Source organism: Coleofasciculus sp. A1-SPW-01, from assembly GCF_040217205.1.
Classification (GTDB): Bacteria; Cyanobacteriota; Cyanobacteriia; order Cyanobacteriales; family Coleofasciculaceae; genus Coleofasciculus; species Coleofasciculus chthonoplastes_A.
In genome coordinates, this window is record NZ_JAVJNP010000006.1 from 17,372 (window position 1) to 32,383 (window position 15,012).

Sequence of the window (15,012 nt, forward strand, 5' to 3'; positions counted from 1 at the left end):
GAGGGCGCAGAGGGTTTAGTGAGGTTTAGTGTTGCTTGTTTTGGGTTATAAATAGTCATGTTGCTGACGACGAGTTTTGAGTTAGTGTTATTTGGGTTGGGGGGATGTGTTGTTTTTGGTTGGGGGTTTCCAGCAGACGGATTGATCTTGGGGTTTGGCGTCAGGGGGGATGAGGGTGATTTGGTTTTCTTGACAGAGTGTCTGAATTTGCTGATTGATTTGGGATTCATCGATATGGGAGAAGTCTTGCATGGTTAAATCAACGAGTTTTTTCCGTCCAATCATAAATTGGGTTTTGACGAGGTTTAAGAGGAAGTCTTTGATTTTTATTAAATCGGGTTCAGGCTTAATAATGGGTTTAGATACAATTCCTATGTCTTGTAACAATGGACAATTCTGTAAAACGTGAGAGTCTCGAATCAATTTTTCTAACGTAGGGAGATCGAGGGTTTGTTGGTGAATGACTAATTCCCCAGCACCGGCGGAGTTGACTAAAAGCTGATAGGTTCTCAGATAATGGATAGAGTCGAGATGGGGGGTAAGATGACGATGCGGTGAGCCGTTGAAGAGTTTTTTGAATAGTTTATATCCTTTATTCTTGGCTTGACCCAGTTTTTCGGCTCGAACCAGAATCAGAGTATCACAACAGTTTTTTTCCAGGTCTTTTTCGCAGGCGTTCATCGCTGCATTGAAGCTTGTCATGTTGGGTTCTTCGTTCCAGAAAATTCCTAGTCGTTCAGTTTTATCGGGATGCTGATAACTGAAGGAATAACTACTATACTTAGCATGATTTAAAAGATGAGGGTCAGTGTTGATCTGCAAGGCGTTCATTGCCTGTTGCAACATTTGTGTCAGATCAACCGATGAAAATTGACGAATTCGCTCGACTTTTTGTTGGGTTTTGTGGAATTCTTTAAGCCAAATTAATTTAAAAGTGGCAACGGCATCTTCTATTGGTGGTTTATGACCTAATTTATGTTCAATAAATAATTCTCCGCCAAGTCCTAATACATTTCGCAAATTGGCTCTACCCCCAGGAAATTTTTGCTCCAATGCTTGTTTCTGGAGAGGATAAAGGGGAGAGTCGGGCTTGGGATTGGCTTGCTCATGCAGGGAATAGAGTCGGGTTATCCAGAGGGCTTCAGCTTGTTCAAGGTTTATGGATTTTAGACGAACTTGTTTTTCAATTCCGGCTAAATCGGATTGTTCGAGACGTTCTTTACTCACCTTCCATTGATTCGTTACAATGCTGATAATAACCAGAATATTTTTAAGATATTGATTGTGGAACGTTCTATTAAGATTAAATAAAGATTGTAAGTTGGGAATTCCATCAGCAAACTTCGGTGTCATTTCCGCTTGATCGAAGCAGAGAACAATGGGTTTTGTCGATGCTGAAATTCTGCCAAAGTTGCCGATTATTCCCCGCGCGGCTTCTTCATTATCGATAGGCTGATTAACCCCTAATGCATTGAGGTCATCTCGATCTAAATTTTCTCCTCGCAACCAGTCACAAGCCAAAAAATATAAATCCTGATTCGTGAGACCATACAATACACCAAAGAAATCTCTTGCCTGATAAATACCCGAGGGATAAGTGCTTCTAAAATTGCGAATAAAAAGTCCTCGTTCCCCCAGGATTCTCCTCATCATGCTGCGATCTTTAAACGCTGATAGTCCTTTCAACCAAAGAATTAACTGAGAACTTTTTTGTCCTTCCGGCTTTTGCATCAGACTATCTACCATTTGGCGCAACGTATGTCGCCAAATATGCTGATTATCTGCCCAGGGATCGATATAAATAAAAAAAGCGTAAGGGTTAAGCTTTTGCTTAAGACGTCCTAATAAATAACTTTTCCCTGAACCCGAGTCTCCATCCAGTAATATCGTCCGTGTCCGCTGATCTCTGGCGACTAATCGGAGAACCTCAGTCACCTGAGTAATTGCTTCTTGGTGAATTGAATCAACTGTGGCGGCGACTTGTTGATCTTCTCGCCAAAAGTTTCCAGTTTTAAAGGTTACGGGATCAAAGGGGTTGACTTCTTGTTTTATAATTTCATCAATAGTTGCCATGATTATCCCTAGAAGTGATTACAAACCGAATTTGGCGGGTATGGTGAAAAATGAGTCCGCTAGTTGACAATAATAAAAAATAAAGATCCCCCAATTTCTTGAGGAATCCCAGCTTGAAGTTGTTCTGAGGTATAGTGCATCGCCTCAACTAATGAACTCAACTCAATTTTGCCTTCCCGTTGCAAACGATAGAGGGCTTGATCTAAGTCATCCCTAGATAAGGGAGGTTGTAATTTCTGACGCAGATGAAAAATGGGTAAATAATTGTCGGTTCCTAATTCTTTATCTAACTGCTGAATCAGTTGTAAAATTTCTGTATCTGTGGGTTTCTGGGTTAGTGCAGGTTCTAAACTCAATGAAGGTTGGGTTTGGGTGACACTTACAGACGGATTCACTTGAGGAGACAGTGATTTTCGCAAAAACCCCAGATAATTCCCCAGCAGTTCTAAACTAATCACTGGATTTGTGCCTTTTTTCGGGATATAATCCTCTCGTAGCTGATCGAGTCCGCGCTGAGTCATCCACACTTCAGCCTTTTGGCGTTTCAGTTGTTTTTCGACTTCAATGAATCCCCGTTCATCGAAGCGTTGTAAAATAGCATCGCGTTCGGCTGACTTCAACGACTTGATATCGATTTTGCTGGGTTTAACTTTTCCCGATGCTTTACCGATACTGTTGAGTACCCTAAGTTCACTGGGAGAGAGAGGAACTTGATCCGGTTCTATGTTCAACAGAGCGCGACCGGGTGGTAAAATTTTAACCGATGCGATCTCACGGGAGAAATCGACCCAACCCCGTTCTTCTAAATCGCGGACAATTTTGTTTTTGCCTTTGATACTATTGAATAGTTTTGCCGACAGTGGAGAACGGTAGTTCGGACATCCTAGTAGTTTCAGGAGAAATTTTAGCTCCTTGGTTTCCATGGAAATGTTTAACCTCATTTATCGTTCATTCTACTTTAACTTGAGGGGGGAACACAACGGAAGGGTATCAACGTCTTCATCAGTTAGGTTTGTAGTCAGCACGAAGCGTGCTAGCAGCGCTGAAGCGCTTACTACAAACTGTGCGATCGCACTCTCCATTCCCCAGAAAGGCTTAACCCGCTTCTCGCACCTGATCGGTATAATCTTTGGGACGCATTTGACGAAACACCTGCAACGCCGCTTGGCGTAAACTTAGGGGTAAATAGGATAAGATTACTCCCAATTGGGCTTTCCGAGAACTGCCAATAATCTCCGCCACCTCTTGCAACATTATTCGTCCCTGAACCGTATCCCCATTTTCAATTAACCGTAATCCCAACGCTTCTTTTGTCCATGCCAATTTTTGTATCCGTAGTGTCTCTAATTCTTGATCAGGAAATCGATAACTATCAATACAAAAAACCTTAGCCTTCAAAAAATGCAGATTCTGCCTTAAACTCGTCTGTCCCCCGTGAAACCGATACTCCATCAAATACTCTGGCAAAAAATACCCCTGCTTAAGCGCGATCGCTAATCGTACCAGTAAATCAAAATCCTCGCAGCCATCGGCTTCTGGGCGCATATAGTCCACATCCTGCAAACAGGCCCGACGAAACAAGGTTGAACCCACCTGCAAACTTTGATATTGAAACGTTTGTCGCATTAAATCAGGAATTATACCCTGCTTCAGTTTATCCTTTCCCCACTTCGCCGCATTCTCTTTCGTCGCTGACTCATCACGATTGCCGTTTTTATCAATAACCCAGTGATTCGTACAGACAAAATCAACTGTTGGTTCCGCTTCTAATACTGCCACCGTTTTTTCTAAGAACTCCGGCGTTAGGGCATCATCATCATCAAATTTGATAAAATAGTTTCCCTGGGCAGTATCAAAACCAGAACGCATATTTTTACTGCGCCCAATATTTTTAGCATGGCGGATATATCGAATTCGGGCATCATTCCACTGACTAACAACCGTAGGTGTCTCATCAGTTGAGCCATCATCGCAAATAATTAACTCAAAATCTTTATACGTTTGACTCAGAACACTTTTTACTGACTGAATCAGATAGTTGGCACGATTGTAAGTAGGAATACAAACACTAACTTTAGACATGAGCAATTCGTTATTGGTTATGGAGCAAAATTCATTAATTATACAGGTGTTAATTTAAATGTTATTGATAACGTCAACAATTCTATGCCTAAAAAAAACATCATTGTCTTCATACCAAGCACGAGCATTATCCCCCCATTCTTTTTTAGTTCCATCATCCGTCCCTAAGACTTGGTGTATGGTTTGTTCTAATGCCTGCCTATCAACATAATAATTTATGCCGACTCCCTGCACCTGAGCTTTATTACAATCCACTAAAATGCCTCGATCCGGTGTAATTAATTCATTCATCGGCGGAGCATTAGTCGTCAGAATCACGGAACGACAGCTCATGGCTTCGACAATCCCATGACCAAAGCCCTCTGCTTCTGAAGGACATAAGTGAATGCCATGACTGTTCTGATAGTTTCTTAACACTATATCATCTAGATGCTCCGTAATATACTCAATATTAGCTGCACCGATTCGGTCAAGCTCTTGCCAATTGCGTCGAATAGTCAGATCAGGCAAACCAGGATTACGCTGCCAAATTCCCAGAATGGCATTTGTACCTTTTTGAGGGCTTTTCCCCGCTAAATGGAAAAACTTGTCATAACGTTTGGTTTGGGTTTCGTCTAAGCGGTCAAAACTGGTGAAGCTGATAAACTCAGTCCGGCATCCTAGCTTGTTAAAAATACGTTGAGCAAACCGTGTTTTACAAAGGATATAGTCAAAATGAGGGAGATCAGGAAGCCACTCTTGCCAAAACCATTCTTGATTGGTAATTAAGCAATTTAGCTTGGCACAGGGAAATAAGGGAGGAACGACGTGTTCGAGGAAAAGATTAATATCATAGATAGGTGTCTTCGGTAAACCTGAATTGAGCGGTTGACCTCGATGATCACGGGTGAGTGAATTGATGTCAAAAAAAGTCACATTAAAATTGGCTTGCTTGAGAATAGTCGTGACAATAGTCGCATCTCGACTTAATCCAGAATTATTATCTGCTGTTATTATATTGATATGCCGCATACGCCATTTTTTCAAGCGTGACTGTTGCTAGGGGGAAAGAAAAATCATGCCGCCAAGGAACCAAAAAAAATCTAGGGCTAAGGTTCCCTGACTACAAACCCTTGATAAAATATGACAAGCCTTGAGCTAAACTAAAATAAAATTATGTGTCCCGATCGCACCACTGACAGCCAACCTGGTTCCTCCTTTATCCCCAAGGTATCCGTCGTTGTCCCCATCTATAACGGTGCTGCCGATATACATGACTTAATCCAGTGTCTCTTCTGTCAAACGTACCCCAAGGATCAGGTAGAATACCTACTCGTAGACAATAATAGCCGCGATCGCACACCTGAGATACTGCACCAAGCCGCTCAAGACGCCAAAGCTCAAGGCATCACGCTTCACCCCCTCACCGAAAACCAGATTCAAAGTTCCTACGCAGCCCGCAATACAGGCATAAAAGCATCCACTGGTGAAATTCTAGCCTTCACCGATGCCGATTGTCGCCCCCTTCCCCAGTGGTTAAGTCTCTTAGTTCAGCCCTTTGTCAATCCCAAAGTCGGATTAGTTGTCGGTGAAATTTCCGCTTTACCCGGTAAAACCTTGCTCGAAAAACACGCCGAACGCCAAGGAACATTAAGCCAAAAAAATACCCTTGATCACCCATTTTATCCCTATGGTCAAACCGCCAATTTAGCCATTCGTCGCCAAGCCTTACAAGACGTCGGCTTATTCCGCCCCTACATGACAACTGGAGGAGATGCAGATATTTGTTGGCGAATTCAGCGCCAGACTCAATGGCAACTTAAGTTTGCCGAAACAGCCATTGTTCAACACCGCCACCGCGCCAACCTACGGGAATTCCGCAGCCAATGGCAACGCTATGGGCGTTCTAATAAATACTTGCACGAACTGCATGGCGTCGAATTGCAACCAAAATTAACCTCAAAAAAATCTTTCTATTTAATCAGTCGTTGGTTGCTCAAGGAATTGCCACTAACTAGCGGACAAGTTATTGCCGGAAAAGCCTCTTTGGGGGATGTGCTAAAAACTCCAATTAATCTGTACGGCGCTTGGTATCGCGACCTCGGACAACAACAAACTCAACTCGATGAAAAAGCGAATAAAATTGATTGGTTGTAAAGAATTTATTAATTTTGAAGGGTGTAGGGGCGGGTTTTACCATTATCGTTACTTGTCACCCAGATGTCACTAAACCCGCCCCCTCTGAATGACAGCGTAACGCCGATTTGCCGATTCGTTTGATTCTTGTGTTATAACAGAGCTGGTTAGACTCCCTAGCGACAACTCACCCCGACAGTTATGCCAACGCCTCAGATTGCTGCGATTATCTGTACTCACAACCGAGATGCGTATCTAGGCGCTGCCATCGATAGCCTATTAGCCCAAGATTGTGATAATTTTATCGTCGTAGTGGTCGATAACGCCTCTAGCGATCGCACTCGTGAGATTGTTGAAGCCCGTATCTCTCACCCTCAGTTAAAATACGTTTACGAACCCGTTATCGGTCTTTCCGTAGCACGCAATACGGGCGCAAAGGAAACCACTGCTCCCATTCTCGCCTATTTAGATGATGATGCCGTCGCCAGTCCCCAATGGCTGAGAGTTCTCCTAGAGGCTTATCACCAAAATGAAAAATTGGCAGTAGCTGGCGGTAAAGTCACCCTAATCTGGCCCCCCGGCGTCGAACCCCTCAGCTGGATATCCCCAGAACTTGCTGGCAATTTGGGACTTTATGATCTCGGAGATAGCGTCGTTTATATCAAAGAACCTGGTTTAACACCCAGAGGCTTAAACTACTCCATCCGGCGTACCTTCCTAGAACAAATTGGCGGTTTTGATCCTAATCTAGGGCGTCAAGGTAAAAAATTATTATCCAATGAAGAATTATACGTGACTGAACTTGCCCTCAAACAGGGTTGGCAAGTTGCCTATCTCCCCGATGCCGTCGCTGCCCATAACGTCGCCCCAGAACGCCTCAAAGCAAGCTGGTTTTTGCAGCGTAGCTGGTGGCAAGGGATTAGCGAGTGTTATCGCGAAGAAGTCGCAGGTCGAACTGGGATACGTCAGTTAGGACGAGGAGGAGAACGCATCGCCCGGGGACTCTATAAATCCGCGAAACATTTGACTGACCCAGCTAAACGGTTTGATAATCTAGTTTATGCTTATGGGCAGATTGGTTATCTAAGCGCCGCCATTCAAGCTATGCTACTTAAACCCAAAGATGAGGGCTGAATTATGAGGGAACAAGGAAGATAGGGAAGCAGGGGGAGCAGGGGGAGCAGGGGGAGCAGGGAAAGCAGGGGGAGCAGGGGGAGATGAGGAAGTCGTGAGTTAACTCAAAACTCTACCTTACACTGTTGCCTATTGCCTGTTGCCTCACGAATGACAAATGACCAATGACCAATGACAAATCATGAAAAAAGCACTAATATGCGGCATATCCGGTCAAGATGGCGCTTATCTAGCTAAATTACTTCTCAACGAAGGGTATAGCGTCTGTGGTACATCACGGGATGCTCAAATGTCATCCTTTCAGAATCTAGTCCGCCTGGGTATCCGTGACCAAGTGAAACTAGAATCCGCCGCCCTGACCGATTTTCGCAGTGTGCTGCAAGTTCTGAAGAAAAATCAACCGGATGAGGTCTATAACTTGGCGGGACAAAGTTCGGTGGGATTGTCATTTGAACAACCCGTAGAAACCCTAGAAAGTATTTCTATTGGTACGTTAAATCTTTTAGAAGCGATTCGGTTTACAGGTGAGCCAATTAAATTTTATAATGCGGGATCGAGTGAATGTTTTGGCGATATTGGCACAGAAGCGGCGGATGAAACAACTCCATTTCGCCCAAGAAGCCCTTATGCAGTGGCAAAATCTGCGGCATTTTGGCAAGTGGCAAACTATCGGGAAGCTTACGGTTTGTTTGCTTGTTCCGGTATTCTGTTTAATCACGAATCTCCCCTGAGACCCCAACGATTTGTGACCCAAAAGATTGTTGCGGCAGTGTCTCGCATTGCCCAAGGTAGCCAAGAAAAGCTTTATCTGGGTAATGTTGATATTAAACGCGACTGGGGATGGGCGCCTGAATACGTCGAGGCAATGTATAAAATCTTGCAACAAGAGGAACCTGATGATTATGTGATTGCAACGGGAGAGAGTTACACCCTAGAAGAGTTTGTGGTAGCAGCTTTTGATTCAATCGGCTTAAATTGGCAAGATTATGTGATCACGGATAGGAGTTTGTTCCGACCAACCGATTTAGCAATCAGTCGGGGAAATCCTGCCAAAGCCAGAGAAAAACTCGGATGGCAAGCTCAGTATAAAATGCCTGATATTGTGCGGATGATGGTTCAAGCCAAGCAAGATTCGGCACAATAATAGCGAGGCTGTAACAACCATTGTTTCAGGCTTTTTTATTAGGGGTGATTTGGCGGACTTCATCTCAGTTGTTATATAGCAACCGCCATGACTGTTAGGACACATCATTTATGTAGAGACGCGCCATGGCGCGTCTCTACAATGGTGCTTAACTAAAATAGGTTACGTTTTGTATACACGCCTTAAACCCTCACCCATTACCCATGAAGATTTTGATGCTCTCTTCTACGTTCCCCTATCCCCCAACCCAAGGAGGGACTCAGGTAAGGACGTTTAACTTACTCAAACATCTCACTGGACATGAGATTACCCTACTCACTCAACGCGCTGACGATGTAACCGATGCTGACATTGAAGCATTACGAGAATGGGTGGCTGAGTTGGTCGTTTTTCCCCGTCCCACAACTTCCAGTCTGAAGGGAGGATTGTTGGGCAAGTTACAGCGCTTTGGTCAGTTTTTACAGCAGGGGATTCCTCCCAGTGTCCTCTCGATTTATTCTCCACAATTACAGGATTGGGTTGATCAGTGTGTCGAGAAGAATAACGTTGATGTGATTACCTGCGAACATAGCGTCAACGAAATTTATGTGCGTCCGGAGTTTCGCAAACAACTGCGAACAGTTGTCAATATCCACAGTTCGGTGTATGCTTCTTGTCGCAATCAGTTGCAAACGGGTACAAGTGAGAATCTCTGGCGCGATCGCTTGAATCTGCCTCTACTTTATCGCTATGAACAGCGCTACTGTGATAAGTTTTCCCATATTGTAGTGACGACGGATGATGATCGCCAACAGATTCAATCCTATAATCCCCCCAGTCAGATTGCCGTGATTCCCAATGGTGTAGACTTTAACCAATTCCCTTATCGAACCGTTGATCCCGGTGGACATCGCTTGACGTTTATCGGCGCGATGGATAATTTAGCCAATATTGATGCGGTGAGGTTCTTAAGTTTAGAGGTATTCCCCGCGATTCAAGAACGGTATCCAGACACAACCTTAACTCTGGTTGGCGCACGTCCTACCTCTGAAGTATCGGCGCTGGGAAATCGTCCCGGTATTACAGTAACGGGGCGGGTTCCGTCTATGGCAGACTATTTACATCAAGCCACGGTATGCATCGTCTCGATGCGAACAGGGTATGGGATCAAGAACAAAACCCTAGAGGCGATGGCGGCGGGTGTACCTGTGGTGGGAAGCGATCGCGGTTTAGAAGGACTGGAGGTTGATAGTCCCAATGTACCATTGAGAGCATTGAGGGCAAATTCGGTTTCCGAGTATGTTGATGCGGTGACTCGCTTATTTGAAGAGTCTCAACTGAGACAACAATTGTCACAAAGTGGACGCCAGTTTATTGAGAAGAATTATACATGGGAACGAGCCGCCCAGCTTTATGAACAAGTCATTTGTGCAAAGTGAACAAACAAATACCTGTAGGGGGTGTGGGGTGTGGGGTGTAGGAGTATGCATATTCAATCCGCGACAGCTTACCCTTCTACCCTTCTACCCTTAAAAATATCTGCCTCAAGGAATAGCTTACCAATAATTTGTGATCAAAAATTAATGATAAATTATCTATATAAATAATTTATCATTGAAAATTTAAAATGTTTATATAATAAGGTAAAACTGTTTGATGAAATAGATATAATCCATTAGCAAATTTTAATAAATGCCATCTCAATTCATCATTAATCCCGATAAAACCGAATTTATGACCATTTTGGGGGGAATCTGAAGATTTATGAAAATTCTCATCCTCTCTGCCACATTTCCCTATCCACCCACCAGCGGTGGAACTGAGGTTAGAACATTTAACTTACTCAAGGCTCTGAGTGAGCGTCATCAGATTACCCTGGTGACTCAACGCACTGATGATATTTCCGAGACTGACGTGGAAAAGTTGCAGGAGTGGGTCGAAGAACTCGTCGTTTTCCCTCAACCCAACGGCTCAGAGAACAACAGTGGACTGCGGTCAAAAATGCAGCGCTTGAGTACATTCCTGCAACAAGGAACGCCTCAAAGTGTCTTAAAACACTACTCCCCGGAGATGCAGGAATGGGTGAACCAGGCAATAGAGTCAGGAAACTTTGACGTGATCACCTGCGAACATAGCATGAATGAAATTTATGTTCGCCCCCAATGGCGAGAGAAGTTGCGAACCGTCGTCAATATTCATAGTTCCCTCTATCGCAAGCAGCGCCATCAGTTAGACGGAAAACCAGCGGATAAGCAGCTACGAGAGCAATTAAATTTACCTCTACTGCGTCGTTACGAAGAGCGATATTGTGGCAAGTTTACCAATATTGTCGTTGCCACTCCTAAAGATCGGCGTCAGATTGAGGATTATGAACCAGAGGGCAAGATTACGTTAGTTCCCAATGGCGTTGATTTTAAGCAGTTTCCTAAGCGTGTCTCTGATCCGGGAGGACAGCGATTGGTGTTTGTGGGTGTTATGGATAGCCCGACAAACGTTGATGCGGTGCGTTTCTTCAGTTTAGAGGTATTCCCGGAGATTTTACGACGGTATCCAGAGGCAACCTTAGAAATTGTGGGCGCACGCCCTGTACCTGAGGTGCTAGAGTTGCAGGAACGTCCGGGAATTACGGTAGCAGGTCGGGTGAGTTCAATCGTAGACTATTTGCATAAGGCAACGGTTTGTGTAATTCCCCTGCGGACTAGCTATGGGATTAAGAACAAAACCCTAGAAGCAATGGCAGCAGGAGTGCCGGTGGTAGCAAGCGATCGCGGTTTGGAAGGATTGCCCGTCGATGGCGGAGATGTCCCCCTGCGGGCATTACGGGCAAATGAAACCGCCGAGTATGTGTACGCCGTGAGTCGCTTATTCGAGAACCGTCAACTTCGCAAGCAACTCTCAGAAAATGGGCGATCGCTGGTTGAGCAGAAATATACCTGGAAACGGGCGGGGGAACTTTATGAAAAGGTATTAATGGGGAATTGAGGCGGTTGAAACCGCAACTACACAAACAAAACCCGCCTTCGCGGGTTCCAAAACTCTTCACTCTGTTTCAGGTAACCGTTTCAACGTCTACCTAGTGCAGCGGGCATAAAAATACTTGAGCAGCTTCGTAGATACGATGAAGCAGGGGGAGCAGAGGGAGCAGGGGAAGCGGGGGGAGATATTAGCTGTTCAGTTATTTCTGCCTTCTTGCACTAGACTTGCATCGCTTCTTGTAACGGAACGTCAGGGGTTGATTTATCCTCATGCAAACGATCTAAAATCTCAATCACTTCTCGCTCGAAGGATACCTGGGCGCGGTTAGTTCTCCCCCCCACATAAAAGCGATCGCCTTTTTGTAATGCCCAAATTTGGGAGTGAGACACGTAACTCATAATTACACCCACCATCAGCAAACCAAAGCCAGTATACACAATCGGAATGCCGGGATCAGCTTTTATTTGTAAGCCCGTACTGCCAATTAATTCCTTCAGACGCAACGTTACCCCATTCACTTGGGTACTCATTCCAGAACGCACGGTGGAGACTAATTTGCCCTTGGCATCATAGACCAAAACCGTCCCCTGTAAATCTTTTGCCAACAATGAAGCCCCTTCACTTAAATCCGGTTTCGTCGGTACCCATGTCCCCCAGATACGCCCATTCCCTTGGATATCCAGTTTCGCCATGGGTAACTGAAAAATCGGACTATTATTTAACTGTACCTGCACCGCCGCGATTCCCCAGTCGGTTTGGTAGAAGGTGACACCTTGATGGCGCAGGGGTTTATTTACATAGATGGTTTCTCTGTCAATTTCTTGTTCCTGATTATCCACTACCGATAAATCGGAATAAAACTGATCAATTCCGCCTTCGGGGGTGTAGTCAATCCAGAAGCGATTAACATGAATCCCCCAATCTTGAGGAACCTGAGATTTTGCCCAGGGACCGGCATCAATAATATTTCTGACGTGAAAGGTTTTGCCACTAGGAACCATTTCCTGTGCCATAAATCCCGTCATTGCACCCCAAATTGACCCAGCCAGAATAATCAGCATACTGGCATGAACCACAATCGGACCAATCCGCCCCACGATTCCTTTGCGGGCGTAGAGGCTATCTCCTTCTTGAAATACCCGATAGCGCTTGGCTTGTAGCAGTTGGGATAAGGAATTCACCGAACCCGTTTCTAGTTCAGCGCTGAGTGCCAGTTTCTGAAACTGACGTGGTTCTTTGTAATAATTCCAGCGACGGGCGGCTTTCAGGGCGGGAAATTGACGAGTAAACGTGCAAGCCGTGAGGCTACTACCAAACAGAACTAGGATTGACAAAAACCACCAGGTTCGGTACACATGGTCTAATCCTAAGAAGAGGAGAACTTTCCAGGTTAAGAAACCAAATAAGGCGGGATCTTCGGGATAATTAGCTTGATAAAAGGCGAGAGACTGACCCTGTTCGATAATGGTACCACTGATACTGAAAAGAGCGATCGCGAGAAGGAGTGCGATCGCCAATCGTAAATCTGCTAGAAATGATAGGATATAACGCCGGAACCAACGTCCGACAGGATTAGACACAGATTGATTATCTAACGTCATTAATTAAAAAATTCCCCCAGGAATCCGAGACAGCAGCGAAAAGACGCCGAATCCGACTAATAAAGCCCCACTAACGGGTGTAATCCAACTTGACCATTGGCGTACTTCTAATAACTTCTTTATTGAAGCAGTAAATGTACCTGCCACAATTAACGGGGTAACATAACCTGCCGTATAGGATAATAGCAAAACCCCACCGAGAACCCAGTCTTGTGTACTTGCCACCCAAGCCAGTAATGTTGCCAAAACGGGTGTACTGCAAGGAGAGGCGACTAAACCAAAGGTTAACCCAATCAGATAGGAACGTATCCCCTTGGGCAAATCGGGGGAAATCCACTCCATTCCGTCAAAGGATGGTAATTGCAGGGGTAAGGCTTCGAGTAGGTTTAGCCCCATGATAATTGCAATCAGGCTAACAATGATGGGTAACCCGATACCCACTTGCCCATAAACTCGTCCCACCGATGCGGCTAAAATCCCCAATCCAGCTAGGGTGGTTGCCAAACCCAGTGCAAACCAAGTAGATTGAGTCGCCGCTTGCAAGCGTCCTTTGGCTTCATAGCCGCCAATGTAGCCTATTGTGATCGGCAGCATAGATAGCATACAAGGAGTGAGGCTAGTCAGCAACCCAGCCGCAAAGATAATGCCAATGCTTAATGCACTCAGATGGGTAAGCTGATTGCCAACCAGATTATCGGCAAATTGTTCCAGTTGGTACAGTTGAGTTTGTAAGGTGTCAATCATGCGCTGGGTAATTCACCAAATGCCTGTTCTGTGAGCATTTTAACGTATGAGATTGTTTGTAGTAAGCACTTTAGTGCTTCAAAGCATAGCTGGAGTTGGCTCAGTTCCCTTACTACAAAACAAATCTAATCCACAATTTTAGTAGTAACGCACCGATTTTCAAAGGATTGGGGTGCGTTACGCTGTCGCTAACGGCACCCTACTCACTCGCTTCACAGGTATAACAAATGACGAATGACAAATGACAAATGACAATCACCACCGTTAACTTTAATTCTCCCCACCGGCTTCGTGAAGAACTTTCCGATAACGCATTTTGAGAATGAGTCCCAGCGTGATTTGCTTCATCACCCAATACAATACCGTCAACACGATAAAGGTGACAAACATAACCAACAGGGGGCGTTTAGCCGTCAAGTCATCCACAATAGTTTGGGCTAAATCCTCCGGTTGTGTGACTAAATCCCAACTATTAAATCGGAGGAATCGTCCTAAATAGATACCAACCGCGCACAGAGCATGAGTAATCAGTTCAGCCGGAATGGTAAACTTACCCATGCCTTGTTTTTGTAAATAGTATCCTAAATTAATTAACGAGATAACATAAGCTTCAAAGCCCAATAAAATAACACTGAGATGTTGCGGAATTAGCACTAACGTAATCACCCAAACGGAATAGTCACGACGCACCGCATCAATCAGGTGGATGATATCCGTCAGCAGATAAGGTGCATTGGGTAAGAACGCCATGAAAACAATGAAACCCACCCACCACAAAAGGTTACGGTTTCCAGATGAGCGACGAAAGAGCCAAACACTTAAAGCTAAGGGGATAAAGGCAAGAAATAAATTCCAAGCCATCCAACCGCTATGGCGATGCCATGCTTTCCAGGCATCCCTTAATAGAAATCTTAAAGACATTTTTTTACGGGTATAAGTCTGCTAAAGCAATCGGTTATTTACCAGTATAGCTAATGGCTTCAAGACGCCGTGAGCAGTTATTAGTGATTCCTTATCAGCGAAATCTTGTCAATTTTCAGGAAGCTAAATCGTAGCCAAGGGGTAGGGTAGGGTAGCGTAACGCACCACTTCTCAAGGGTTGGGTGGGTGGCGAGAATTTGAGTTTTTGGCGGATGACAGCATTTATGGCGAAGACAGCGCTGA

Annotated in this window: 12 protein-coding genes; 5 read left to right on the forward strand and 7 right to left on the reverse strand. The window is 44.7% G+C overall.

The window, feature by feature from the left end; all coding sequences use genetic code 11:
- Positions 1–87: 87 nt before the first annotated feature.
- From RH949_RS00495 to RH949_RS00510, 4 genes are all read right to left on the reverse strand, one after another.
- Positions 88–2,073 (reverse strand): P-loop NTPase fold protein, encoded by a 1,986-nt coding sequence (locus RH949_RS00495; protein ID WP_446351598.1) that lies wholly within the window; start codon positions 2,071–2,073, stop codon positions 88–90.
- A gap of 59 nt (positions 2,074–2,132) precedes the next feature.
- On the reverse strand, positions 2,133–2,996 hold the full coding sequence (locus RH949_RS00500; RefSeq protein WP_446351634.1) for a transcription factor RcaD: 864 nt from the start codon (positions 2,994–2,996) through the stop codon (positions 2,133–2,135).
- A gap of 172 nt (positions 2,997–3,168) precedes the next feature.
- On the reverse strand, positions 3,169–4,155 hold the full coding sequence (locus tag RH949_RS00505) for a glycosyltransferase family 2 protein (RefSeq protein WP_446351599.1): 987 nt from the start codon (positions 4,153–4,155) through the stop codon (positions 3,169–3,171).
- 54 nt (positions 4,156–4,209) lie between these two features.
- Positions 4,210–5,166 (reverse strand): glycosyltransferase, encoded by a 957-nt coding sequence (locus RH949_RS00510; protein ID WP_006099736.1) that lies wholly within the window; start codon positions 5,164–5,166, stop codon positions 4,210–4,212.
- 144 nt (positions 5,167–5,310) lie between these two features.
- Here RH949_RS00510 and RH949_RS00515 point away from each other — a divergent pair, with 144 nt between their 5' ends.
- The 5 genes from RH949_RS00515 to RH949_RS00535 all read left to right on the forward strand — a co-directional run bounded on the left by RH949_RS00515 (position 5,311) and on the right by RH949_RS00535 (position 11,509).
- Positions 5,311–6,291, forward strand: a complete 981-nt coding sequence (locus RH949_RS00515; RefSeq protein ID WP_446351600.1) for a glycosyltransferase — start codon at positions 5,311–5,313, stop codon at positions 6,289–6,291.
- Positions 6,292–6,471: 180 nt separating this feature from the next.
- Positions 6,472–7,404, forward strand: coding sequence for a glycosyltransferase (locus RH949_RS00520; RefSeq protein WP_446351601.1), 933 nt, complete (start codon positions 6,472–6,474; stop codon positions 7,402–7,404).
- Between the two features lie 178 nt (positions 7,405–7,582).
- The gene (locus tag RH949_RS00525; protein WP_446351635.1) at positions 7,583–8,548 is read left to right on the forward strand and encodes a GDP-mannose 4,6-dehydratase; all 966 of its coding nucleotides are present in this window, start codon (positions 7,583–7,585) and stop codon (positions 8,546–8,548) included.
- Positions 8,549–8,751: 203 nt separating this feature from the next.
- Entirely contained in the window at positions 8,752–9,966 is a 1,215-nt protein-coding gene (locus tag RH949_RS00530; RefSeq protein WP_446351602.1) for a glycosyltransferase family 4 protein, read from the forward strand.
- A 325-nt stretch (positions 9,967–10,291) separates the two neighbouring features.
- Positions 10,292–11,509, forward strand: a complete 1,218-nt coding sequence (locus tag RH949_RS00535; protein WP_446351603.1) for a glycosyltransferase family 4 protein — start codon at positions 10,292–10,294, stop codon at positions 11,507–11,509.
- Between the two features lie 212 nt (positions 11,510–11,721).
- Here RH949_RS00535 and RH949_RS00540 read toward each other — a convergent pair whose 3' ends face one another.
- From RH949_RS00540 to RH949_RS00550, 3 genes are all read right to left on the reverse strand, one after another.
- A complete protein-coding gene (locus tag RH949_RS00540) occupies positions 11,722–13,104 on the reverse strand; it encodes a cytochrome c biogenesis protein (protein WP_446351604.1) in 1,383 nt (460 codons plus the stop codon).
- A 3-nt stretch (positions 13,105–13,107) separates the two neighbouring features.
- Entirely contained in the window at positions 13,108–13,848 is a 741-nt protein-coding gene (locus RH949_RS00545; RefSeq protein WP_446351605.1) for a cytochrome c biogenesis protein CcdA, read from the reverse strand.
- A 270-nt stretch (positions 13,849–14,118) separates the two neighbouring features.
- Positions 14,119–14,769 (reverse strand): DUF1361 domain-containing protein, encoded by a 651-nt coding sequence (locus tag RH949_RS00550; RefSeq protein ID WP_006099779.1) that lies wholly within the window; start codon positions 14,767–14,769, stop codon positions 14,119–14,121.
- Between the last annotated feature and the right edge of the window lie 243 nt (positions 14,770–15,012).